This window comes from Kribbella sp. NPDC004138 (assembly GCF_053603655.1).
The window spans coordinates 146,354-171,119 of the sequence record NZ_JBSGFZ010000011.1 but is presented as its reverse complement, the minus strand read 5'-3'; the positions used below and the strand labels follow the sequence as shown (position 1 = coordinate 171,119).

Sequence of the window (24,766 nt, the reverse complement as noted above, 5' to 3'; positions counted from 1 at the left end):
CTCGCACCCTAGCCGCGGTTCCGGACGGTCTGCGTCCGGTTAGGCGGCCGAGTTTCCGACCAGCGTCTGCCACGCCCGGTCGACGCCGGCGGCGAGACAGCCCGCCACCACGGTCTCGGTGCCGAGCACGCTCGCCTTCACCTCGGGCATCACCGGCGCGAGCTGGCGCAGCTGCTTGGTGACAGCCTCCAGGAACCCTGGCGCCTGCCCGATACCGCCGCCGAGCACGACCAGGTCCGGATCGACGACGGTGATCACCGTGCAGACCGCCTTCGCGACCAGCAAGGCCTCCTCCGCGACGACCGCAGCGGCCAGTACGTCGCCCCGCGCGGCGGCCGCGAACACCTTCTCCGCCGTCGCGGCGCCGCGGACACCGGCCCGGCGCGCTGCGCGGACGACGGCTGCCGCCGACGCGGAGGCGTCGAACCCGCCCCGCTTGCGCGCGTCGCGGGGGTCGCTGCCGCTTCCTTCGGTGAACGGCAGGTACCCGATCTCCCCTGCCACTCCGTGCGACCCGTGCCGGAGCTTGCCGTCGAGCACCAGGCCCATGCCGATACCGGTGCCGACGCTCACGAACGCGAAACTCTCGACGTCCCTGCCGTGGCCGTGCACCCGTTCCGCGATCGCGGCCGCGTCGACGTCGTTCTCGATCATCAGCGACGGACCGAAGCGTTCGCGCAGCGCGGCCAGCGTCGCCGGCGAGTCCCAGCCCGACAGCCTGCCGGTCAGGGTCAACGCGTCGAGCCGCGGGTCGTAGACACCGGGACTGCCGAGCACGGTCTGCGTGAGTTGCCCGACCTCGATCCCCGCCTCGGCAGCCAGCGTCGCGGTCAGATCGACGAGCTCCTGAATGCGCGCCATCGCGTCGCCGGCCTTGGTCCGCACGCTCAGCCTGCTGCGCACGGTGCCGGCGAGATCCGCGATACCGCCGCGCAGGTACTCGCGCCCGACATCGAGTCCGAGCACGAACCCGGCCTCGGGCCGCACTTCGTACAGACTCGCGGCCGGCCCGGGCACGCCGGTGCGCTGGCCGGTGACGTGCACGAGACCGGTCCGTTCCAGCGACCCCAGCGCGGCGGACACCGTCGGCTTCGAGAGACCGGTGAGCCCGGCGAGCTCGGTGCGCGAGATCGGGCCGGACCGCCTGATGTGGTCGAGCAGCACCTGCTCGTTGATCTCGCGAATCAGCTGTGGTCGCGCCCCGCCGGCGACAACTGTCACGTCGACCCCCTCGCTCGCTAACAACTCGGCCACCAAGTCGGAGTTAAGGCTTGTGGTCCGCTGGTTGTTAAGTTAGTTTCCTATCGATTCTATTGGTCGGCGCGAGGAGGTGCCACCCTGTGGTTTCGACACCGGTCGTCCTCGGGCTGGACTTCGGCGGGACGAAGATCGCACTCGCCGTCGGCGACCTCACCGGCCGCCGGCTGAGCGGGACGGTCATCGACAGCCGGGACGGATCCGGTGACGCCGCCGCGGCGCTCACCCGGAGCCTCGCCGCGGCGCACGAGCTGCTCACCCCCAGCCAGGAGCTGACCGGGGTCGGCGCCGCCACACTGGGCATCCCGTACGACGACCGCGTCGAGCTGGCTCCCACCTTCCCGGGCTGGGGTGAGCTGCCCTTCGGGCGGCTGGTGCGGGACGCGTTCCCCGGCGTACCGGTCCGGCTGGCCACCGACGTGAAGGCAGCCGCGGAGGCCGAGCTGCGGTGGGGCGCGCTGGCGGGTTGCGACCCCGCGCTGTACGTCAATCTCGGCACCGGTCTGGCGGTCGCGATCGTTGCCGGCGGCACCGTGATCACCGGCGCGCACGGCGCGTCCGGCGAGATCGGCTACAACCTGCGCTCCGCCGCGGACGTGTACGCCGGCGGCGACGGGCGCACGATCCTGGAACACGTCGTCAGCGGTCAGGCGCTCGAGACGACCGGCAGCGCCCGGCTCGGGCGACCGGTCACGGCCGCCGACGTCTTCACGATGGCGCGCAGCCAGCCGGCGGCCGCCGTCCTCACCGACGAGTTCGTCCGGGAGCTGGCCCTGCATCTGGCCAACCTGGCCATCGCGGTCGACCCGTCCCGGATCGTCGTCGGCGGCGGGCTGGTCCGGTCCTGGGACCAGCTCGAACCCGGCCTGCGTCGCGCCCTCGACGCCGCCGTCCCGTTTCCGCCGGAGCTTTCGGTGGCACGGTTCCCGACGGAGGCGCCGCTGATCGGGGCGCTCGCCCTGGGCGTCGAGGCAGCAGGCGCCGTCCTCGGCGCGGAAGCATTCGCATGAGCAGGATTCCAGTAGCGAAAGGCAGAAGACGATGAGGGGCATCACACGCATCGCCGTCGCCGCCCTGGCGGTCGGCGCACTGACCGCCGGATGCGGCGGTGGCGACAAGCCGATCGGGAACGCGGCGTCGTCCAACCCGTCGTCGTCGAGCAGCAGCGGCGGCGGGTCCACCGGCGAGCACAAGAAGGGCGGCACCGTCACGATCGCGAACGTCGGCGGGCAGACCTGGCCGTGCCAGTTCAACCCGTTCAACCCGGCGGTCAACCAGGTCGCGCTCGGCTTCGTCTACGAGCCGCTGACGTTCGTCAACGTGCTGAAGGCCGGCGCCACCACGCCGATGCTGGCCACCGCGTTCACCTGGTCGCCGAAGAAGGACTCGATCGACTTCACCATCCGCGACGGCGTGAAATGGAGCGACGGGCAGCCGTTCACCGCCGACGACGTCGTCTACACCTTCAACCGGATGAAGGAGCAACCCGCGCTCGACCTGTACTCGCTGTGGACCGGCGCCGGCCTGACCAGCGTCACGGCCGCCGGCAACAAGGTCACGCTGAAGTTCAAGTCCGCAGCCGAGCCGTACTTCTTCAACTTCGCCGGCCAGGTCGGCATCGTGCCGAAGCACATCTGGTCGACCGGCGAGGCCGCGTCGAAGCCGGCCACCTGGACGAACACCAAGCCGATCGGCACCGGGCCGTTCACCGTCGAGTCGTGCAGCCCCAACAACATCTCGTACGTCGCCAATGGCAGCTACTGGCAGCCGGGCAAGCCGTACGTCGAGAAGGTGCAGTACCCGGCGTACCTGGACAACAACCCGGCCAACCTCGACCTGGCCAGCGGCAAGGCGCAGTGGGGCGGCCAGTACATCCCGAACATCGACAACTTCTACAAGGCGAAGTCGCCGGAGAACAACTACTGGTTCCCGCCGACCGCGAACGTCGCGCTGGTCCCGAACAACGACCCGTCCCGGCCGGCGACCAGCAAGCTCGAGGTCCGGCAGGCGATCGCGTACGCGCTCGACCGCGAGCAGATCTCGAAGATCGGTGAGAGCGGGTACCAGCCGGCCGCGAACCAGACCGGTGTGGTGACGCCGACCTTCGACAAGTACTTCGACAAGGACGCGCTGGCCGCGGCCGGGTACGACAAGCCGAACCCGGACAAGGCGAAGCAGCTGCTGCAGACCGCCGGGTACTCGGAGTCGAACCCGCTGAAGCTGAGCGTCATCACGGTCACCGGCTACACCGACTGGGACGCGTCGCTGGCGGTTGTGAAGCAGCAGCTCGCGAAGGTCGGGATCGAGCTGACGATCCAGGACCTGCAGCAGCAGTCGTACAACCAGAAGCTGTACACCGGTGACTACGACCTCGCGTACTCCAGCCTGTCCGGCGGCCCGACGCCGTACTACGAGCTGCGGCAGCTGCTGTACTCGAAGAACTCGGCGCCGATCGGCAAGCAGGCGAACAGCAACTACTCGCGCTACATGAAGCCCGAGGTGGACAAGCTGTTCGACCAGTACGCCGCCGCGGACCCCGACACGCAGGTCAAGCTGATCAAGCAGATCTCGTCGTACATGATCAAGGACGTGCCGCTCATCCCGACCACCGAGTCGGTCGACTGGTACCAGTACAACACCAAGGACCTGGACGGCTGGCCGACCCAGGACAACCCGTACGCGCAGCCCGCGCCGTACAACATCCCCGACGTCGGCCAGGTGCTGACCAACCTGTACTCGAAGTCCGCCCAGAAGTAGTGAGGATCTGACAAGCGTGAGCACGAGGAGCTGGTGGGAGTGCGATACCTGATACGACGCCTCGGGTTCTTCGTGCTCACGCTGTGGGCGGCGATGACGCTGAACTTCTTCATCCCGCGGATGATGCCGGGCAGCCCCGAGGAAGCACTACGCCAACGGCTGAGCAAGGGCGGCGCGGTGGTGACGCCCGAGCAGTTGCGGACGGTCCTGGCCGAGTTCGGTTTCGACCCGGACAAGAACATCATCTTGCAGTACGGCGAGTACCTGCGGTCGATGGTCACCGGGCACTGGGGCGTGTCGATCGGCAGCAGTCTCGGCGTCCCGGTGACGACGCTGATCGGCGACGCGCTGCCGTGGACGCTCGGCCTGGTCGGTATCGCGACCGTGCTGGCGTTCGTCATCGGCACGCTGATCGGCACCGTGGCCGGCTGGCGGCGCGGCGGCCTGATCGACGGGATCGTCCCGCCGGTGTTCATCGTCACGTCGGCGCTGCCGTACTTCTGGGTCGCGCTGCTGCTGATCTCGCTGTTCGCGATCGGCAGCAACCCGATCCTGCCGAACGACTTCAACTACGACCAGGGCCTGACGCCGGCGTTCACCGGGGAGTTCGCCTGGAGCGTGATCAAGCACGGCATCCTGCCGGCCGCGACGATCCTGATCACCGCGGTCGGCGGCTGGATCCTCACCATGCGGAACAACATGGTGACCACCCTGGCCGAGGACTACGTCCGGATGGCCCGCGCGAAGGGCATCCCGAACCGCAGGATCATGTTCGGGTACGCTGGGCGGAACGCGTTCCTGCCCAACCTGTCCGGGTTCGCGATGTCGCTCGGCTTCGTGATCTCCGGAACGATCCTGGTCGAGTACGTCTTCAACTACCCCGGGCTCGGCTACATGTTCTACAACGCGACGGTGAGCACCGACTACCCGTTGCTGCAGGCCCTTTTCCTCCTGGTCACGCTGGCGGTGCTGATCTGTGTCCTGCTCTGCGACTTCGCGGTCTTCCTGCTCGACCCCCGAGCCCGGACGAAGGGATAACCGATGAGCGCAGTTGTTGCCGGCGCGTCGGCCCCGGTGTCGGGCTCGGCCCGCCGCCCGCGTGGTGGTCTGTTCCGCGCCATCCTGCACAATCGCAAGGCCATGGTGGGGGCGGGTCTGCTGCTCCTCTTCATCCTGCTCGCCGCCTTCCCGGCGCTGTTCGTGCCAGGGGCGCACCACGATCCACAGGCGATCGGCGACCTGCCGCTGCAGAAGCCGTCCGCCGAGCATTGGCTCGGTACGACGGGACTCGGGCAGGATGTGTACGCCCAGCTGATCTACAGCACCCGGGAATCGCTGGTGATCGCAGTGGTCGCCGGCCTCGGCGCCACGATCCTTTCGGTGCTGATCGGCGTCTCCGCGGCATACCTGGGCGGGTTCGCGGACGACGGGCTGTCGATGTTGACCGACATCTTCCTGGTGCTGCCGACGTTCCCGCTGATCATCGTGCTGGCCACCTACGCCGGCAAGGGCAACCTGACCGTGATCATCATCGTGCTGATCCTGACCGGGTGGTCGTACGGCGCCCGGCAGATGCGGGCGCAGGCGCTGTCGCTGCGGAACCGGGACTTCCTGGAATCGGCGCGGGTCCGCGGCGAGCGGCGCTCGTACATCATCGTGGTCGAGGTGCTGCCGACGATGATCTCGCTGATCGTCGCGAACTTCCTCGGCGCCGCGCTGTACGCGGTGCTGACCGCCGCCGGCCTGCAGTTCCTCGGGCTCGGCGATCCCAACTCGCTGAGCTGGGGCACGATGCTCTACTGGGCGCAGAACCAGGGCGCCCTGGTGAACGGCCTGCCCGCGTGGGCGCTCTCGCCGGGCCTGGCGGTCGCCCTGCTCGGTGTGTCCTTCGCCCTGCTCAACTACGCGTTCGACGAGATCAGCAACCCCGCGCTGCGGCCGGTTCGGAGGCGACGTGCACGGCAACACTGAGAGCAGGCAGCTTCTTGAGGTCCGGGACCTGACCGTCTCGTACGACACCGGGGACCGCCCGGTCGTCGCGGTCGATCAGGTCGACCTCGACGTCCATGCCGGCGAGTTCGTCGGCATCGTCGGCGAGTCCGGCTGCGGCAAGTCGACGCTGCTGTTCGCGATCGCGCAACTGCTGTCGTCGCCGGCCGCGATCACCGGCGGCAGCGTGACCTTCCAGGGGCAGAACCTGGTGACGATGACCGAGAAGCAGCTGTCCGCGTTGCGGTGGCGCGACTTCTCGGTCGTGATGCAGAGCGCGATGAACGCCCTGAACCCGGTGAAGAGCATCGGGGCGCAGTTCCACGACGCGATCATGGCGCACGACGAGACGGTCGGCGACAACCGCCCGGCCGAGGTCCTGCGACTCGTCGGCATCGACCCGATCCACCTGCGCAGCTACCCGCATCAGCTGAGCGGCGGGATGCGGCAGCGGGCGATGATCGCGATGGCGCTGCTGTTCACGCCCGATCTGATCATCATGGACGAGCCGACGTCCGCGCTCGACGTGGTCGCGCAGCGGTCGCTGATGGTGCAGATCAAGGAGTTGCAGAAGCAGCTCGGGTTCGCGGTCATCTTCGTCACGCACGACATGTCGCTGGTCAGTCACTTCTCGGACAAGCTGGTGGTGATGTACGCCGGGCAGGTCGTCGAGTTCGGCGACACGCGCGCGGTGTTCGACGCGCCGCAGCACCCGTACAGCGCCGGGCTGCTCGACGCCTTCCCGTCCATCCGCGGGCCGAAGGTGCCGCTGACAGGTATCCCGGGCAGCCCGCCGAACCTGGCCGATCCCCCACCGGGCTGCCGCTTCCAGCCGCGCTGCCCGAAGGCGTTCGAGGACTGCCCGAAGATCGCCCCGGAGCTGTACAACGTGGGCGGCGGGCAGGCTCGTTGCCTGTTGCACGTCCCTGATCTCGTTCGGGAGGCGCAGTGACCACCGCCGACATCTCCCACGTGGAGACCGAGTCCACGGCCGCCGCACCGTTGCTCGAGGCCAAGGGATTGACGCGGCACTTCCGCGTCGGCCGCGGGTTCTCGCGGCAGCTGCTGCACGCGGTCGACGACGTGAACTTCTCGATCGGCCGGCAGGAGATCGTCGCGCTGGCCGGCGAGAGCGGGAGCGGCAAGAGCACGATCGCGCGGCTGCTGGCCGGGGTGTACCGGCCGACGGGCGGCGAGATCTTCTACCAGGGGCGGGCGATGTCGACGTACCGCTCCCGGAAGGACCAGCTGTCGTACCGCGGCGACGTACCGATGGTGTTCCAGGACCCGTTCAGCTCGCTGAACCCGGCGTTCCGGGTGTCGCACGGAGTCCTGCGGTCGCTCAAGCTGCATCGTCCGTCGTTGTCGCGGGCGCAGCGGTTCGAGGAGGCGGAGCGGGTCGTCGAGGCGGTCGGGTTGTCCCCGGCCGGTGACATCATGCAGCGGTACCCGTACGAGCTGAGTGGTGGCCAACGGCAACGGATCGGGTTCGCGCAGGCGCTGGCGCACAAGCCGAAGCTGATCCTGGCCGACGAGCCGGTGTCGATGCTCGACGTGTCGATCCGGATCGGGCTGCTGAACCTGATGGCGGAACTGCGCAGCTCCGAAGGCGTCTCGTTCCTCTACATCACCCACGACATCGCGAGCGCCCGGTACGTCGCCGACCGGTTGATGATCATGTACGCCGGGCACGTCGTCGAGACCGGCCCGACCGAGTCGGTCCTGCAGAACCCGAAGCACCCGTACACGGATCTCCTGCTGGGCGCCGTACCGGATCCGCGGGCACCGTTGACGACCGGCATCGAGGGCGACACCGGCGAACCTCCCAAGGTCATCGACCCCACCCCCGGCTGCCGCTTCCGCTGGCGCTGTCCCCTGGCCGTCGATCGCTGCCACGTGGAAACCCCGGTCCTCCGCACCCTGGGCAAGAACCACCAAGCCGCCTGCCACGTCGCCACGCCTGACACCTGATGCAGATCCTCTCCTCGCTGCCCCCTCAGCTGACGGTCACCTCCAGCGCCTCGCCCGGTGCGACGACCACCGACCGTCCGAGTGTGACGACCGCCCGGTTGCCGTCAGCAACTACCCGCGCGGCCAGCCGCTCACGCCCCAGTCTGACTTCGACGTGGTGGGCCGGCTTGGTGGTGTCGAAGGACAGGGTGTTGAGGGTCAGTCGGCCGTAGCGGACCTCGACCGACGCGGAGAGGTTGCCCGGCGTACGGCGTTGGCTGTACGATCCCCAGCCCTCCGCGGCGGTGAACGCGCAGCGGAAGTTCTCCGGGTGGATGCGTGGTGCGAAGCCGAGGTGGCCGCGGGGGCCGTGGTACTCGTAGCCGCAGGCGGCCAGGTAGACGCCGTAGCCCATCATCGCGCGGGCGTAGTGGTCGCTGGCCTCGATCTCGTTGTAGGGATTGCGCTTCCGGGCCGAGTACCGCTCGTACATCGCCCGGGTGACGGCGAGGGCCTCCTCAGTCATGCCCTCGGCGAACAGCTGCGCTGCGAACTGGTACTCCTGCCCGGTCCAGACCTCGTTGAAGTACATCAGCCCGCGCGTCTCGGACGACCCGCCGTGCGGCCACGTCGCCATGATGACGCCGCTCTCACCTTCGATCGTGTAGACCCGCCCGACCCCGATCCCCGGCGGCCGGTACGTCCCCGGATCCGCCCGGAAGTTGGACTCGTACAGGCGCCGCAGCGCCGTCCGCGCCTGCTCGGCCGGGAACACCCGCGGCAGGCCGAGCTGTGCCGCGTACGTCTGCCCGTACATCTGGTCGACGAACAACCCCCGGTTGCTGTTCTCTGCCGCCGGATGCGCCGGGTCGACCTTCTGCACGTAGTACCCGTACTCGTCGTTCCACAGTGTCGTGGCCAGGTACGCCGACCCGCGCTCGGCGATCGCCGTGTACCGCGCGGCGCTCGCCGCGTCACCGACCTCGCCGGCCATCGCGGCGGCCGCCCGGAGCGCGGCGACGTACAGCCCGCTGATCCACGGCACCTCGCCGAACCACTCGGTGTCGAGCGTGTTCCACTGGCTGCCGCGGAAGATGCCGTCCTCGTCCGGCCCGTCCCGGTGCGTCACCAGGAACTCGACCGCCGTCCGCACCCGCGGCCAGACCCGGCGCAGGAACGCCGAGTCCTTGCTCATCTGGTGCTCGCGGTAGATCCGCAGGATCGTCCCGGTCTGCCCGTCCGCGAACGACGTCGACGCGTCGCCGGCCTCGCCGCGGTTGCCGATCTCGCCGGTCGGCCGGAACGCGATCCCGAGGTCGACCCGTTCCCGGGTGTCGCGCTCGAGCGCAGGGAACAGCCGTGCGATCGCCTGCGCGTAGTTCCACACGTGCTCGCACGTCCCGGCGCAGCAGTACGTCCCCTCCCACGCGTAGAAACGCCCGTCGTCCCAGCGGTAACAGGTGCTCGTCGCGAGCGTGGACGCGGTTGCGAGGGTCCGCTCGAGGAACCAGTGCGGCAGCGTCGAATCGTCGTACCAGGTCTGCACCCAGAGCTTGGTGTCGCGTTCGAGGCGCTCGGCGTGGGCAGCCAGGTACGACACCACGTCGCGCGCGGAGGTGAACCGGGTCGCGTAGTGCCGGCGGAACGTCGAGGCGCCGACGAGTTCGGCGAACAACTCGCGCTCGGGGTTCGGGAAGAACCAGCCGTACGCGAACCGGATCGTCCGCGACTCCCCTGGTTTCAGCGTCACTGTCACGGCTACGGTCCCGGCCTGCGGCCCGTCCGATTCCGCCGGCGCCGCGCCCGAATCGAAGAGCGCGTCGACGGAAGACCACTCGGCGATCGACGGCCGGACCACCCCGCCCGGCGTCAGCGCCGCCAAGGCGAACGTGCCGCCGTCGGGACGCTCCGCCACCGGCTGCCGGCGGATCGGGCGGTCGCTGAACAGGATCCGGTCCACGTTCACGTGACCCCAGCCGCCGGTGTTGGCGTCGACGATCTCCAGGTGCGCCGTCTTCCCGGCGTACGCGCCCACATCCATCGACACCGCGGTCAGCGGCTCGATGTCCGTCCCCGCCGTCGAGGCCACGACCTGCCCGTCGACCACGACGTTGAGACACGTCTCGCCCTGGTGGTGACCGCCGCCGACCCAGGCCGTGACGAACCGCCGCTCGATCACGAAGTCGCGGCTGGTCAGCGAGCCTGTGTACCGGTCCGGGTCGCCGGTGCCGCGGAAGTTGTACGACGTGGCGAACCGCCCGCTGACGTTCAGCTCGGTCCGCACTCCGAACGGCCGCCGGAACCCGTCGGGCGTCTCGGCCGCGGTCACCGGGCCCGCGCCGAACGCCTCACCGGCCACGGTCCACCCGTCGTACGTCGGCTGGTCCCAGGTCTCGAACACGATGTCCGGCCGGTCCGTGAACACGATCGCGTCACAGCTGAGATGACCCCACGCACCCGTCGATGCGTCGACGATCTCGATCCGCGCCGTCCGTCCCGCGGATGCTCCGACGTCCAGCATCTGCGCCACCAACGGCTCGCTCTCGGCACCCGTCGCGGTGGCCACGACCTGTCCGTCGACGACCACGTTCACGCACGTCTCGCCGGGATGACGTCCGCCGCTGACGCCGACCGCGACGTAGCGGCGTTCGATCGTGAACTCGCGGCTCGTCAGCTTCCCGACCGGGACGTCGTACCCGCCGCCGCGGAAGTCGTACGACGTGACGAAGCGCGTCCCCGACACGTTCAGATCGCCGAAGCGCTTCATCAGGTTCGGTACGTCGAGCGGCCGCACCGGGCCGGCGCCGAACGCGTCGCCGGTGACGGTCCACCCGTCGTAGGTGTCCTTCTCCCAGTCCTCGAACACGATGTCGTCCTGCACGGAGTCGTCGTCGACAGCGCCGAACTCGAGACCGTCCCGGAAGCCGCTCGCCCGCAACCTGGTGGGCTGGCGGAAGCGGCTCTCGATGCAGACCGGGTTCTCGGCGTACCCGAGCAGCGACGCGCGGACCGGATCCGGCGACGTGTTCCGCAGGGTGAACGCCATGATCGTCGCCGGCAGCGTCGAGTCCGGCGTGGACAGCGGGACGAACGGCGAGAAGGCCTCCAACCGAACGGACACCGGGCTGTCCGCGTCGCCGTACGCGACCCGGCCGATCGGGTACGAACCGGTGAACTCGACGTCGGCGAACCCGGTCGCGTCGACGCGGCGGGTCGTGGTCCGGCCGCGCGTGGTCGTCCGGAGCGCGAACCCCTGGCCGAACCGCCCGGCGCCGGGCTGGTCGGCGGACAGCGGATCGGCGTAGTTGTGCCCGGAGAAGTCCGCGCCGCCGAGCGGGAACGACGTCGGGTTGAAGATGTCCCAGGCCCATAGCCGCCCGTCGCCGGCCAGGTAGACCTGCCCCGTCGTCCCGCCGCCGACCGGCATCCCGATCCTCGGCAGCGCGGCACCGGTGTACGACGTCGGCGTACCGCGGTCGAAGAGCACCGCCGGATCACGGCGCGGCGGCGCGGCCAGGGCGGCGAGCGCCCGACCGGGAACGGCGAGCGCACCGACCGCGCCGGCGCCGAGAGCGATGAACGTCCGGCGACTCAGCTGGGCCCGGGGACAGTCACCGGCACAGGATCTGCTGGCGCAGCCGGGCGGAAGATCCTGCGTGGTCATTCGGTTCTCCTTCACGGGCGGAGGCGGGAGAAATCGATTTCCGACACCGTAGCCAGCAGCTTGGTCGAGGTCAACGGGTCCCGGTGGGCGAAATACTGTTCGACGCACATCGAACAACGTCGTAAGGTGGCCGTATGCCCCTGGAGCACCGCCGGCCGGTCGTCGCGCTCGCGCTGATCGCCTCGTTCATGGTCTTCGTCGACAGCACGATCGTGAACGTCACCCTCGCCCAGCTCGCCACCCACCTGCACGCGTCCCGCGCCGAGCTCGAGTGGTCGCTGAATGCCTACACCTTGTCGTTCGCGGCGCTGATGCTCGGCGCCGGAGCGATCGCGGACACCCTCGGCGCGAAGCGGGCGTTCCTCGCCGGGCTGCTCGTGTTCACGCTGTCGTCGGCTGTCTGCGCAGCCGCCGGCTCGATGCTGATGCTGAACCTCGCCCGGCTGGTCCAGGGCGCGGGGTCCGCGCTGCTCCTGCCGAGCGCGCTGGTCCTCGCGACCGCGTCCGCGACCGACGAGCACGCACGCCACCGCCTGGTCAGCTGGTGGGCCGCGGCCGGCGGCGCCGGGATGGCGGCCGGGCCGCTGCTCGGCGGCGGCCTGGTCGCACTCGCGGACTGGCGCGCCGTCTTCGCGGTCAACGTCGTGATCGGCATCCCCGCCGCGCTCTGGGCATGGCGTTCGATGCCGGCCGTCGAGCGGCGGTTCCGGCGGCCGGACGTCGCCGGGATGGCCACCGCGACCGCGTTCATCGGCGGCCTGGTGTTCGCGCTGATCGAAGCTCCCGCGCGCGGCTGGCTGGACCCGGCCGTCATCGGTGCGGTCGCGATCACCCTCGCGGGTCTGGCGGGGTTCGTCCTGGTCGAGCGATCCGTCCGGTCGCCGCTGCTGCCGTTGAAGCTGTACGCCGAGCGCGGCTTCGCGACCGCGGCGCTGCAGGGCGCCTTGCTCAACTTCGCCTTCTACGGCGTGCTGTTCACGATGAGCCTGCTGCTCCAGCAAGGGCGGCACCTCAGCGCCCTCGTCACCGGGCTGCTCTTCCTGCCGCTGACCGGCCTGATCTCGATCGCCAACCTGTGCTCCGCGCCGCTCACCCGCCGCCTCGGCAGACCGGCCGTGCTCGCGATCGACCAAGCGGTGCTCACCGTCGCGCTGCTCGCCCTGGCCTGGGCAAGTACGTCGCCGGCGGTGTGGCCGATGGTGCTCGCACTGGTCCCGATCGGGTTCAGCTCCGGCCTGCTCGTACCGACCATGACCGCACAGTCGATCGCCGCGGTCGAGCCCGGCCTGCACGGCGCCGCGTCGGCTGCGTTCAACACGTCCCGTCAGATCGGCGGGGCGATCGGTGTGGCGACGTTCGGCCCACTGCTGGGCACCGCGCACGATCTCGCCCGCGGCTTCGTCACCTGCGCGCTGGTCGCCGCCGCCGCGAGCATCGCCGGCCTGGGAGTCACCGCGTTCGGCCGCCGGACCCCGGTTCTCGTACCCTCGACGGCAGCCGATTCGTGATCGGCGACGCGCTGGAGGAAACTGCTCGCCGGGGTACGAATCGGACAGACCGGGGGCCGGGCGCAACCAATCGGCGGGCACGGAGCGTCTAGCAGGTGGAGAGGGGGGCGAGTGGCGCAGCCGAAGAGGCGGTGGGGTACGACCGTCGCGCTGACGCTTGCCTGCGTCCTGGTCTGCGGTGTCGCCTTCGCCGGCGCGGTCTTCGTGCTGATGCCGGGCGCCCGCAACCGCCCCACCGCCGCGTCCGCCGACGGATCGCCGACCCCTGGCAGCCCACCGCCCAGCCCGACAGCCAGTCCACGGCCGTCTGTCCCCGACACGACCTCTAGCGAGGAGCCGCTGCCCGGCGTCGACACCCCGGCCACTCCCCCGCCGTCGACCCCGGTCGCGAACACCGGCACCTACGCGTGCCCGGGGTTCAGCGGCATCCAGTCCGGCGTCCCGCTGCCGATGCTGCTGCAGGACACGTTCGCGTGGGGCGACGACCCGCCGTACAAGGTCGGCAACGGGAGCGGCGACGTCAACTGGCGCTCGAACCCCTACCAGAAGCCGAGCTGGTACATGTGGCTGCACTCGTTGCGCTGGCTGGGCAACGGCATCGAGGCCGGGCAGCGCGGTGACCGCAAGGCGCTGCGGCATGTGCTGGCGATCATCCACGACTGGGTGCAGGACAACCCGTACTCGTGGAAGGGCGATGTCGGCGCGTGGGAGGCCACGATGCACCGCACCAACGTGTTGCTGTGCGCCCGGCAGGCCGTGCTCACCGGGATGCGGGTCAGTTCGCTGCCGACGCAGTACGCCTGGCTCGACAAGGCGCTCGTGGACCACGCGCAGTTCATGATCGTGAACTGGAGCGGGTCGTCCAACCACGGGACGGACGAGAGCATCGCGCTGTTCGGCGTGGGCTGCACGCTGAAACGTCCGGAGCTGAAGAAGCTGGCCGTGGACCGGCTGACCCAGGCGATCACGACGGCGATCGACCCGCAGGGGTCGACCAACGAGCAGTCGGTCGGGTACGCGATGTTCAACTACCTGCTCTGGGGCCGGGCGACGACGACCCTGCAGCGCTGCGGCGCCAACCCCGGGCAGGTGATCGCCCAGCGGCGCGCCGCGTTGTCGGAGTGGCTGGCGCTCGCGACCAAGTCGACGGGCGAGCTGCAGCAGGTCGGTGACGCCGTCCGGCAGAAGCCGACCGGTGCGGCCGGGACCGCGCTCGACTATGTGGCCTCGCTCGGCAAGCGCGGCACGAAGCCGTCCAAGCGGGTCGCGGTCTACGACGCCGGATACATCTTCGGCCGGACCGGATGGGGCGAGACCCGGCCGTTCGGGCAGGAGGCGACGTACAGCATCCGGTACGGCGTCGCGCGGACGCTGCACGGTCACGACGACCACATGTCGATCACCTACTCGTCGCACGGCCACGACGTCCTGATCGATCCGGGACACTCCGGGTACAAGCTCGACAAGTGGCAGGCGTGGTCGAAGAGCCAGGCCGCGCACAACGTCATGACGATCCCGTCGGCGGAGACCGTGAGTGTGCCGACACAACTGGTCCGCGCGTCGATCACGCCGACCTGGGAGTCGTACTCGCTCGCCGACTCGCCCGCGCCGGGCGTGACCCGCAAGCGCGACGTCCTGGTCCTCAAGGATCCGGACCTGGTCATCACGCTCGACCGCGGCCAGGCGACGAGCACCCAGCGGTACGAGACGCTCTGGCATCTCGCGCCGGACCAGAAGGTGACGGTCCAGTCGCCGACCACCGCTGTCGCCACCGGCGGCAAGTCGAAGACCTACCTGCTGCAGATCCCGTACCAGCAGCAGCCGCCCGCCGACGGCATCACCGTCGTCCAAGGCCGGCAGGATCCGGTCCAGGGCTGGTACTACCCCGACATCTTCCACCGCGAGCCGGCGCCCGTGGTCAAGTTCAACCGCAACGGCAACGCCGCGACCGTCCTCTCCGCGATCGTCCCGGCCGGCTCCACCGAGGCCGTCACGTACAAGACCCGCGCGGTCAGCGGCATGTTCTTCGTCGACCTCACCGTCGGAGCCCGCAAGACCACCATCCGGATCCAGCAGGACGGGCGCCTGACCCGCATCAGCTGATCGCCGGCCGGGTGGTCACAATCGGAACGGTTGCACTGTCTTTCCTGTGGGTTCGAGTCCTTGGGAGGTAGTGGATGAGTAGGCATCCGGCGGCGCGGGATCACTGTCTGAGTCTGGTGCGCAGCGTGGATCGGCCGACTGGTGGAGCGCGGTACGGGCGGATGTTCCCGGAGCTGGAGCCGCTCGGCGCCGACCCGCAGGTGCTGATGCGGGCGGGCGCGGACGGCGGGATCTGTGACGCCGCCGCGGTGCTCGATCCCGGCAGCGGCGGGGACGACGCGGAGCAGGCGGCCGGGTGGCCGTTCTTCGGGCAACTGCTGGCCCACGACACGACCGCGGACCGCTCGCCGATCGCGGGCGGCGTCGAGACCGGCGCGTTGCGGAACGCACGCTCGCCGCGGCTGAACCTGGAGATGCTGTACGCCGACGGCCCGATCGGCTCGCCGTACCTGTTCGACCTGCACGACCCGGCGAAGTTCCTGCTGAACGGGGACGACGTACCGCGGAACCCGCAGGGCGTGGCGCTGATCGGCGACCCACGCAACGACGTCCACCTGTTCTCGTTGACGCTGCACGTGGCGTTGCTGCGGGCGCACAACCGGATCGTCGACCGGCTGCGGGCGAGCGGCATTCCCGAGGACGAGGTGTTCGAGCGGGCACGGATCACGCTCACCTGGCACTACCAGTGGGTGGTGGTCCACGACTTCCTGCCGCGGCTGGTCGGGCAGCCGCTGGTGGACGAGGTGCTGACCGGCGGCGGGAAGTGGTTCACGCCGGAACCGCTGCAGGCGTTCATCCCGTTGGAGTTCGCGGATGCGGCGTACCGCTACGGTCACGGCCAGATCCGGCATACGTACCGCCTGACCGCGGGTGGACCCGAGGTGCCGCTGTTCCCCGATCTGGTCGGCTTCGGGCCGCCTCGGCAGCAGCTCGATCTCACGCAGGTGTTCGACGTCCCCGGTCGTCCGCCGGCGCAACGCGCGAAGCGGCTCGACGGGCGGCTCCCCGCGAGCCTGATCGGGCTGCCGGAAAAGGTCACCGGCGCCGTCGACGAGGCGGCGTACAAGTCCCTCGCGGTCCGGGATCTGCTCCGCGGCGACAGCACCGGCCTGCCGAGCGGTGAGAAGGTCGCCGAGCTGCTCGGCGTACCGCCGCTGACCGAGGGCACCTGGCCGGGCGGTACGCCGTTGTGGTTCTACGTCCTGAAGGAGTCCGAGGCCTTCGGCGACGGCGACCGCCTCGGGCCTGTCGGCGGACGCATCGTCGCCGAGGTACTGCTCGGACTGCTGCGGGCCGACCCGGCCGGCTACCTCAGTCTCGAGCCCGGCTGGCAGCCGACACTGCCCGCCAACGGCGAGACGTTCGGGCTGACCGACCTGCTCATCCCGGACGGCTTGCGCTGAGGCTGCGGGCCTTGGCCTCGGTCTGGAACGCCTCGCGCGGACTCTGGACCGAGGCCAGCGACACGATGTCGCGGCCGTAGAAGAACGACACCAGCCAGATCGACAGCACGCGCATCTTCCGGTCCCAGGTCGGGACCGCCAGCACGTGGTACCCGCGGTGCATCAGCCACGCCGGCAGGCCCTTGATGACGAGCCGCTTGTACTGGAAGATCCCGTGCCCGAGGCCGAGCGTCGCGATCACGCCGAGGCTGTTGTGCACATAGTTCTTCGGCGCCCGCCCGCGCAGCGACCGCAGCAGGTTCTTCGCCAGCAACTTCCCCTGCCGTACGGCGTTCTGCGCGTTCGGGACCGTGTACGCGCCCTCGACCGGCGACGTCAGGTCGGGCACCGCCGCGTCGTCACCGGCGGCCCAGGCGTCGGTGACCACCTCGGCGTCGGTGCCGATCCGCAGGTCCGCCCGGACCTGCACCATGCCGCGCTCGTTGTGCGGCAGGTCGGTGTGGTTGCGCAGCAGCCGGGTCGCGGCGTTGCCCGCGGTCCAGACGATCAGCTCCGAGTCGAACTCGGACCCGTCCGACAGCACCACGTGACCGTCGTCGGCCGACTGCATCGTGGTGTTCAGGTGCACGACCGCACCACGCTTCTCGAGCATCTTCACGACCCAGTCGCCCGGCCGGTCGGTCACCTCCGGCAGGATCCGCGGGGTCGCCTCGACCAGGTGGAACCCGAGCTCGTCCGCGGACAGCTCGGGGTACTTCTTCAGCAGCGCCCGCGCCAGCGACAGCAGCTCCGCGAAACCTTCCACACCGGAGAACCCGCCGCCGACGAACGTGACCGTCAGCAGCTTGCGCCGCGCCGGGCCCGGCTCCAGCCCGGCCGCCTCGTCGAACGCGGTGAACAGCCGGTCCCGGATCGCCACGGCCTCCTCGACGTGCTTCATCCCGATCGCCCGTTCGGCCACGCCAGGGACGTCGAACGTCCGCGTCACCGCTCCGGCGGTCACCGCGATCACGTCGTACGTCAGCTGGTAGTCCGGCCCGTCCGCGGGGTGGATCGTCACGGTCCTGTCCGCGTGCGAGATGTTCGTGACCATGCCGGCCACCAGCTTGGTGTGCCGCAGGTTGCGCCGCAGCGACACGGCCGCGTGCCGGGCCTCGACGGACCCGGCGACCACCTCGGGCAGGAACGGCTGGTACGTCATGTACGGCCGCGGGTCGACCACGACCACCTCGGCCTCGCCGCGCCGCAGCTTCTTCTCCAGCCGCCACGCCGTGTAGAACCCGGCATATCCGCCGCCCACCACCAGGATCCTGCGCACCGCACTCTCCGTCCGTTGAACTTCCCACACGTAAGACACCCGGCCGCGGCCGGTTGTGACATCTACGGGCGGAGCTGCTTGCGGGACGTGATGCCCAGCTTCGCGAAGACCTTGCGCAGGTGCCACTCGACAGTGTGCTGGCTGAGGAACATCTGCGCACCGATCTCGGCGTTCGTCAGCCCCGCGCCGGCCAGATCGGCGATCCGCGCCTCCTGCGCCGTCAACGAGTCCCGGCCCGAGGTGTCCGCCGTACGGCGTTCGTCCAGCACCTCACCGGTGGCCGCGAGCTCCCGCGCCGCCCGCTCCGCGAACGCGCCGGCACCGGCCTCCGAGAACAGCTTGTAGGCCATCCGCAGCTGTCCGCGCGCGTCCTGCCGGCGGCCCTCCCGCCGCAGCCACTCGCCGTACACCAGGTGCGTCCGCGCCAGGTCCATCCGCATCCGCGTGCGGCTCAGCCGCTCGATCCCTTCCTGGTACGCCGCCTCGGCCGCGCGACCGTCCGCCCGCAGCCCGGTCGCCCGCGCCAGGACCCCGAGGCCCCAGTCCGTTCCGGTGGCCTCGGCCTGCGCCTTCAGCCGGCCGTACCCTTCCGCCGCGGCCTCGGGCCGTCCCGCCCGTGACGCCGCCTCGATCAGCTCCGGCAGCGCCCAGCTCGCCGCGCCGAGCTCGGCCGGATACGCCGTCGCCGCGAGACCCGAGGTGAGCGCGGTCTGATACTGCGCCTGGGCGTTGTGCAGCAAGGCGTTGGCCATGTGCGCGAAGGACACGGCACCGCCCTCGCCGCGCGCCGCCGAGTCGTCCAGGCTGGCGGCGATCAGCGCCGCGGCGTCGGTCTGTCCACGCCAGGCCGCCAGGCAGATCTCGCCGTACGACGCCAGGTCCGCGCCGGTCGCATCGTGGATCGTCTTCACCTCTGCGAGCAGCGCGGCGCCCGCCGTGAGCTCGCCACCGAACAGGCTGAGCATCACGCGGTGGTGCAGGACGAGCGGCAGCTGGTTGAGATCGCCGACCTCGCGCGCGATCCGGAGGTGCCGCGCGGTGAGCAGATCCCAGCTCCGGTCGTCCCACAGGTTGACGGCCAGCACCGCGGTCAGCCACATCCAGGTCAAGTCGTCCGTCTCCGGCGTCCCGTTCTCCGCCTCGAACGCGGTCATCGCGTCCCGCGCCGGCGCGACCATGGCCGGATAACCGTCCGCGAACAAGGTCGCGACCGCGTCGTACAGCAGGTCGCGTTTGCGTGGTTCCGCCAGCCGGGGCACGGCCTTGGCGGCGCCGGCGACGTACGCGATGCCCCTGTCCTTGCCGAAGCGGCCGGCGAACTGAGCCGCGGCCAGGGCGTTCAGGTAGGTGTCCCGCGCCAGGCCGAGGTCGAGCGGTTCGAGCCGCCGGGCCGCGTCGAGCAGCAGCGGCGGAGCTTCCAGGCTGTGCCCGGAGGCGAACGTCACCTGCGCGCGCATCAGGTTCACGCGCGCCTGGTGCAAGTCGTCGACCGGCCCCTGGCCGGCGGTGTTCAGGAGTCGCAGCGCGGTCTCGAAAGCGCCCGCCGCCAGGCTTGCCTGCGCCGCGGCGAGGGCCCGGACCGAGCGCGTCGCCGGATCCGGCGTCAGCTCGGTCGCGCGCTGGAGGAACGCGGACGAGGCCGCCATACCGCCGCGCCGTTGCGCCCGGTCCGCCGAGCTCACCAACTCGGCCGCGACGTCCTCGTCCGGGCCGTCGGCGCCCTGGGCGCGATGCCAGGCGCGGCGATCGGGATCGAGCTCCGGGTCGATCGCCTCCGCGAGGGCCTGGTGCGCGGCACGCCGGTCCGCCGGGTCCGCGGCGCGGTACGTCGCCGACCTGACCAGCGGATGCCGGAACCGCACCCGGGCCGCGATATCGATCAACCCGGCGGCCTCGGCCGGGGCCACCGCGCTCATCGGCACGCCGAGCAGCACGAGAGCGCGGACCAGCAGCGGTACGTCGCCGACCGGTTCGGCAGCCGCGGTCAGCAGCAGCCGCTGGGTGTCCTGCGGCAGCGCCTGGACGCGGAGCGCGAAGTTCTGCTCGATCTGGCTCGCCAGCGGCCGGGTGTCCGGTCGCTCGAACCCGCCGGCCAACTGGGCCGCGGTCAGCCCGCGCGGCAGCTCCATCAGCGCCAGCGGATTGCCTCGGGTCTCGGCCACGATCCGGTCGCGGACCGGCGCGTCGAGCCGCCCGGGCACGACCGAGTCGAGCAGCGAACCGGCGTACTCGTCGGCGAGACCGCCGACCGGCAACTCCGGGAACCCGCTCCACTCCGGTGCGGTCACCGGCTCGCGCAGCGCGAAGACCAGTCCGATCCGGTCCGCGAACAGCCGGCGCCCCACGAAGGTCAGCGTCTGGACCGAGGCCTGATCGAGCCACTGCGCGTCGTCGACGACACACAGCAGCGGCTCCCGATCGGAAGCCGCCGACAACAGACTGAGCGTCGCCGCACCGATCAGGAAGCGGTCGGGCGGTCCCCCGCCGCTCAGCCCGAACGCGATCTCCAGGGCGCCGCGCTGCGGACCCGGCAGGCGATCGCTGAGACCGAGGAGCGGGAGGCACAGCTGGTGCAGGCCGGCGAACGGGACCTCCATCTCCGACTCGACCCCGGACGCGCGCGCGACCCGGCAGCCGTCCGCCCGTCCGGCGACGTACTCGAGCAGCGCCGACTTGCCGATGCCGGCCTCGCCGCGCATGACCAGCACCTGTCCGTCTCCGGAGCGCACCCCGGCGACCACGTGGTCGAGGCGTGCGGACTCCGCTCGTCGCCCGCGCAATCGCTGCCAGCCCACCCGTCAGAGGCTACGTGCGAACAGCGATACGGGTACAGAACCCCCCAGTACCGTAAGCGCCGATCAGACGGCTTCCTGCGCCAAGCGGTCGCGGGCGCGCTTGACGAGCTGGCGCGCGTTCGGCGCGCCGATCCGGAGCGTCTCGGCGATGTCACGGTACGGGTAGTCGAAGCCTTCCCGCAGCACGTACGTCGCCCGCTCGGCCGGCGACAGCCGGTCCTTCAACAGCTGGACGGCGGTCGCGAACGCTTCCTGGTTCTCGGCGTACGCGTGCGGATCGGGCCCGGCCGCCACCCGCTCGTCCGGAAGCCAGGGCCCGACCGTCGTCTCGTGCCGGCGCCGCGCCGACTGCACCAGGTTGATCGCCAGCCGCGACACCGCGGTGGCGAGGAACGCCTGCGGGTCGGCCACCGCGGACCGGTCCGTCCGCTGCCAGCGAAGCCAGACGTCCTGCACGAGCTCCTCGGCCTCGTGCGGGTTGCCGACGATCCGCCGCGCGATCCGGAACAACCGCGGCCGAGCCTGCAGGAACTCGTCCAAACCCGCCGTACTCACGATCCGGCCTCCTGACGCTGGGGAACACCTCCAGCGTCGGCCGCCGGCCACGGGGTTCGCGCCCTGGAGACCCCATGGTCGACTGCGTGGCCGATTACGTGGTCGAGTGCGTGGTCGAGTGCGTGGTCAGGCCTCGAGGGCGTTCAGGATCGTGGCCGTGACGGCCTCCGGCTCGGAGACGCTCAGGGCGTGCGAGGCGCCGGCGATCTCGCGGGTGTCCTTCGCACCGGCGCGGTCGGCGAGGAACCGGTGCAGGGCCACCGGGATGTTCATGTCCTGGTCGCTGAACACGAACCAGGACGGGATCGTCTGCCACGCCGGCGTGGAGGTCGGCAGCGGGCCGGTCAGGGCGGCCTCGGTGGCCGGCCGCTGGGTCGCGGCCATCAGCGCCGCCTGCTCGGCCGGTACGTCGGCGCAGAACTGCTGACGGAACACGTCCGGGCGGATCGCCAGCTCGTTGCCGCCGGTGGCCACCGGGTAGGCGTTCAGCGCGTCGCCGAGCGTGCTGCCCGGGAACATCAACGACAGCTGGAACGCGGTCTCGCCGTGGTCGGGTGCGAACGCGCAGACGTACACGAGCGCCTTGACCGCGTCGTTCCCGGCGGCGGCCTGGGTGATCACCATGCCGCCGTACGAGTGCCCGACCAGGACCACCGGCTTGCCGATCCCGGCGATGACGTCGCGGACGTACTGCGCGTCGCCGTCGAGGCTGCGTAGCGGGTTGGCCACCGCGACCGTTTCGATCGAGCGCTCCCGCAGCCGCTCGACGACGCCGTTCCAGCTGGCCGACTCGGCGAACGCGCCGTGGACCAGGACGACGACCGGATTCTCACTCATGGGGTTCTCCTCTTCCCTCGGGTACTGGGTGAGACCGGACAGACAGCCGGGTTGTGACCGGGGCGACAGTCACAGAACGCCACTCTGCGTTGTCCTGGTGGGTGAGGACATCCGCAGCGCACGAAGGAGAACAGATGAGCATCACCGAACAGCAGATCGCCACGTCGGTCCTGGTGATCGGAACCGGTGGTGCCGGCCTCCGGGCGGCGATCGAACTGGCCGAGCAGGGCGTCGAGGTTCTTGCCCTCGGCAAACGCTCGCGCTCCGACGCGCACACCTCGCTGGCGGCCGGCGGCATCAACGCGGCGCTCGCGACCATGGACCCGGACGACAGCTGGCAGCAGCACGCGGCCGACACCCTCCAGGAGAGCTACCTGCTCGCGAACCCGGTCACCGTGCAGGTCGTCGCCCAGGGCGCGGCCCGCGGGATCGAGGACCTCGAACGCTGGGGGATGCCGTTCGCGCGCGAGGCCGACGGACGGATCTCGCAGCGGTTCTTCGGCGCGCACACCTACCGCCGGACGGCGTTCGCCGGCGACTACACCGGGCTGGAGATCCAGCGCACGCTGATCAACCGCGCGGTGCAGCTCGGCGTACCGATCCTGGACACCGTGTACGTGACCCGCATCCTGGTGACGGACAACACGGTCTTCGGCGCCTACGGTTTCGACCTGACGACCGGTCGGCGGTACGTGATCCACGCCGACGCGGTGATCCTGGCCGCGGGCGGTCACACCCGGATCTGGCGGCGGACGTCGTCGCGGCGCGACGAGAACACCGGCGACGCGTTCCGGCTGGCCGTGCTCGCGGGCGGGCGGCTGCGCGATCCCGAGCTGGTGCAGTTCCACCCGTCGGGGCTGATCGAGCCCGAGAACGCGGCGGGCACGCTCGTGTCCGAGGCGGCCCGCGGCGAGGGCGGCCAGCTGCGCAACGCGCTCGGCGAGCGGTTCATGGCCCGGTACGACGCGGAGCGGATGGAGCTGTCGACGCGGGACCGGGTCGCGCTGGCGGAGTACACCGAGATCAAGGAGGGCCGCGGGACGCAGAACGGCGGCGTCTGGCTGGACGTGTCACACCTGCCCCGCGAGACGATCATGCGGCGGCTGCCGCGGGTCTACCAGACGCTGCTCGAGCTGCAGATGCTCGACATCACCAGGCAGCCGATCGAGATCGCGCCGACCGCGCACTACTCGATGGGCGGCGTCTGGGTCCGGCCCGAGGACCACGGCACCGGCGTCGACGGGTTGTGGGCGATCGGCGAGGCCGCGAGCGGGCTGCACGGCGCGAACCGGCTCGGCGGCAACTCGCTGATCGAGCTGCTCGTGTTCGGGCGGATCGTCGCCGAGGAAGCGGCGAAGTACTCGATCCGCCGGCAGGCGCAGCTGCGGTCCGCGGACGCCGTCGCCGAGGCCCGCGCCGAGGTCGACCGGTTGCTGACCAACGACGGGCCGGAGAACGTCCGCGCCCTGCAGCGCGCGCTGCGCGACACGATGACGGCGCGGGCCGGCGTCGTCCGCGACGAGGCGGGCCTGCAGGCCGGCCTCGCGGAGCTGACGGACGTCGAGGAGCGGATCGCGCAGATCGGCGTCCATCCGGACATCGCCGGTTTCCAGGACCTGGCGCACGCGTTCGACCTGAAGGCGTCGGCGCTGGCCGCGCGGGCCACCCTGGATGCGGCGCTGGTACGGCGCGAGACCCGCGGCTGCCACAACCGCTCGGACCACCCGGACCTCGACGAATCCCTCCAGGTCAACCTCGTCTGGTCCGGCCCCGGCGCGATCGAGAAGGAGCCGATCCCCCCGATCCCCGCCGAGCTGCGGCAGCTCATGCGCCACGTCTCGTCCGACGGCAAGCTCGTCGAATGACCGCGCCGGCGATGGTCGCCGAGTTCGACGACGTTGCCGCCTGGACCGCGGAGGCCGTCGAGCAGCTCGGTGACCAGCACGCGATTCCGGCGGCCTGCCGCGGCAGTTCGAGCCCGGCCGCGCTCGCGTGGCTCGCCGAGGCCTGCGAGCTGTCGCCCGGCGACCAGCTCCTCGACGTCGGCGCAGGCTCCGGCGGTCCCGCGGCGTGGGCCGCCCGGCGCTTCGGCGTACGACCGATCCTGCTGGAGCCGATGCCGTCAGCGGGCCGCGCCGCCGCACGCCTCTTCGGCCTGCCGGTCGTCACCGCCGACGGCCGGCACATCCCGCTCCACGACGCGTCGATCGACGTCGCATGGTGCCTCGGCGTCCTGTGCACGGTCGAGGACAAGGGCGCCGTACTGCGGGAGATCCATCGCGTCCTCGGACGGCACGCATCCCTCGGCCTGCTCGTCGTGGTCGCGAACCGTCCCGTCCCGGAGCCACCCGACGGCAACCACTTCCCCACCCAGTCCGAGCTCACCGACGTCCTCGACCACACCGGCTTCGACCTCGTCGAACAAACCGAACGCCCCGCCGCCGTCCCGCTGTCCTGGACCCGCCGCGCCGCCGAGGTCACCGCCCACATCACGGCCCGCTACCGAACCCACCCCGCCTACACCCTCGCCACCAGCCAGGACACCCGCCTCGGCCGCCTCTTCACCGACGGTGACCTGACCCTCCAGCTCCTGCATGCCGTGAAGCGCTGAGAACTGGTCGCCTGATCGG

17 protein-coding genes are annotated in these 24,766 nt (G+C 70.7%); 11 read left to right on the top strand and 6 right to left on the bottom strand.

Features of this window, described 5'->3' with window-relative positions; translation table 11 throughout:
- Positions 1 to 39: 39 nt before the first annotated feature.
- Positions 40 to 1,221, bottom strand: coding sequence for an ROK family transcriptional regulator (locus tag ACWEOO_RS17870; RefSeq protein ID WP_452143900.1), 1,182 nt, complete (start codon positions 1,219 to 1,221; stop codon positions 40 to 42).
- Between the two features lie 119 nt (positions 1,222 to 1,340).
- Here ACWEOO_RS17870 and ACWEOO_RS17865 point away from each other — a divergent pair, with 119 nt between their 5' ends.
- From ACWEOO_RS17865 to ACWEOO_RS17840, 6 genes are read left to right on the top strand one after another with little or no spacing between them, the layout of a single operon-like run.
- A complete protein-coding gene (locus ACWEOO_RS17865; RefSeq protein WP_452143899.1) occupies positions 1,341 to 2,267 on the top strand; it encodes an ROK family protein in 927 nt (308 codons plus the stop codon).
- Positions 2,268 to 2,298: 31 nt separating this feature from the next.
- On the top strand, positions 2,299 to 4,014 hold the full coding sequence (locus tag ACWEOO_RS17860; protein WP_452143898.1) for an ABC transporter substrate-binding protein: 1,716 nt from the start codon (positions 2,299 to 2,301) through the stop codon (positions 4,012 to 4,014).
- A gap of 33 nt (positions 4,015 to 4,047) precedes the next feature.
- Positions 4,048 to 5,052, top strand: a complete 1,005-nt coding sequence (locus ACWEOO_RS17855) for an ABC transporter permease (protein WP_355692103.1) — start codon at positions 4,048 to 4,050, stop codon at positions 5,050 to 5,052.
- A gap of 3 nt (positions 5,053 to 5,055) precedes the next feature.
- Complete coding sequence (locus ACWEOO_RS17850; protein WP_452143897.1) at positions 5,056 to 5,985, top strand: ABC transporter permease; 930 nt, start codon at positions 5,056 to 5,058, stop codon at positions 5,983 to 5,985.
- A complete protein-coding gene (locus ACWEOO_RS17845) occupies positions 5,969 to 6,955 on the top strand; it encodes an ABC transporter ATP-binding protein (RefSeq protein ID WP_452143896.1) in 987 nt (328 codons plus the stop codon). Before ACWEOO_RS17850 ends, ACWEOO_RS17845 begins: the two co-directional genes overlap by 17 nt.
- The gene (locus tag ACWEOO_RS17840) at positions 6,952 to 7,974 is read left to right on the top strand and encodes an ABC transporter ATP-binding protein (protein ID WP_452143895.1); all 1,023 of its coding nucleotides are present in this window, start codon (positions 6,952 to 6,954) and stop codon (positions 7,972 to 7,974) included. The genes ACWEOO_RS17845 and ACWEOO_RS17840 overlap by 4 nt, the downstream gene beginning before the upstream one ends.
- Before the next feature lie 25 nt (positions 7,975 to 7,999).
- Here the strand turns inward: ACWEOO_RS17840 and ACWEOO_RS17835 are convergent, their stop codons facing one another.
- Positions 8,000 to 11,617 (bottom strand): GH116 family glycosyl hydrolase, encoded by a 3,618-nt coding sequence (locus tag ACWEOO_RS17835; RefSeq protein WP_452143894.1) that lies wholly within the window; start codon positions 11,615 to 11,617, stop codon positions 8,000 to 8,002.
- A 134-nt stretch (positions 11,618 to 11,751) separates the two neighbouring features.
- On the opposite strand from ACWEOO_RS17835, the gene ACWEOO_RS17830 reads away from it, so the two are divergent.
- From ACWEOO_RS17830 to ACWEOO_RS17820, 3 genes are all read left to right on the top strand, one after another.
- On the top strand, positions 11,752 to 13,125 hold the full coding sequence (locus ACWEOO_RS17830; protein WP_452143893.1) for an MFS transporter: 1,374 nt from the start codon (positions 11,752 to 11,754) through the stop codon (positions 13,123 to 13,125).
- Positions 13,126 to 13,236: 111 nt separating this feature from the next.
- Positions 13,237 to 15,228, top strand: coding sequence for a heparinase II/III domain-containing protein (locus ACWEOO_RS17825; RefSeq protein WP_452143892.1), 1,992 nt, complete (start codon positions 13,237 to 13,239; stop codon positions 15,226 to 15,228).
- Positions 15,229 to 15,302: 74 nt separating this feature from the next.
- Positions 15,303 to 16,631, top strand: a complete 1,329-nt coding sequence (locus tag ACWEOO_RS17820; RefSeq protein WP_452143891.1) for a peroxidase family protein — start codon at positions 15,303 to 15,305, stop codon at positions 16,629 to 16,631.
- On the opposite strand, the gene ACWEOO_RS17815 is transcribed toward ACWEOO_RS17820, so the two are convergent.
- The 4 genes from ACWEOO_RS17815 to ACWEOO_RS17800 form a co-directional block, all read right to left on the bottom strand.
- Positions 16,609 to 17,949: an NAD(P)/FAD-dependent oxidoreductase gene (locus tag ACWEOO_RS17815; RefSeq protein ID WP_359924123.1), complete on the bottom strand. Its 1,341-nt coding sequence runs from the start codon at positions 17,947 to 17,949 to the stop codon at positions 16,609 to 16,611. The genes ACWEOO_RS17820 and ACWEOO_RS17815 overlap by 23 nt on opposite strands.
- A gap of 62 nt (positions 17,950 to 18,011) precedes the next feature.
- Positions 18,012 to 20,744 (bottom strand): ATP-binding protein, encoded by a 2,733-nt coding sequence (locus tag ACWEOO_RS17810; RefSeq protein WP_452143890.1) that lies wholly within the window; start codon positions 20,742 to 20,744, stop codon positions 18,012 to 18,014.
- Positions 20,745 to 20,807: 63 nt separating this feature from the next.
- Entirely contained in the window at positions 20,808 to 21,299 is a 492-nt protein-coding gene (locus ACWEOO_RS17805; RefSeq protein ID WP_452143889.1) for a sigma-70 family RNA polymerase sigma factor, read from the bottom strand.
- 126 nt (positions 21,300 to 21,425) lie between these two features.
- Positions 21,426 to 22,136, bottom strand: a complete 711-nt coding sequence (locus tag ACWEOO_RS17800) for an alpha/beta fold hydrolase (RefSeq protein ID WP_359924114.1) — start codon at positions 22,134 to 22,136, stop codon at positions 21,426 to 21,428.
- A 134-nt stretch (positions 22,137 to 22,270) separates the two neighbouring features.
- Between ACWEOO_RS17800 and ACWEOO_RS17795 the strand changes: the two genes are divergently transcribed.
- A complete protein-coding gene (locus tag ACWEOO_RS17795) occupies positions 22,271 to 24,001 on the top strand; it encodes an L-aspartate oxidase (RefSeq protein ID WP_452143888.1) in 1,731 nt (576 codons plus the stop codon).
- Positions 23,998 to 24,747: a class I SAM-dependent methyltransferase gene (locus ACWEOO_RS17790; protein WP_452143887.1), complete on the top strand. Its 750-nt coding sequence runs from the start codon at positions 23,998 to 24,000 to the stop codon at positions 24,745 to 24,747. The genes ACWEOO_RS17795 and ACWEOO_RS17790 overlap by 4 nt, the downstream gene beginning before the upstream one ends.
- Positions 24,748 to 24,766: the final 19 nt, after the last annotated feature.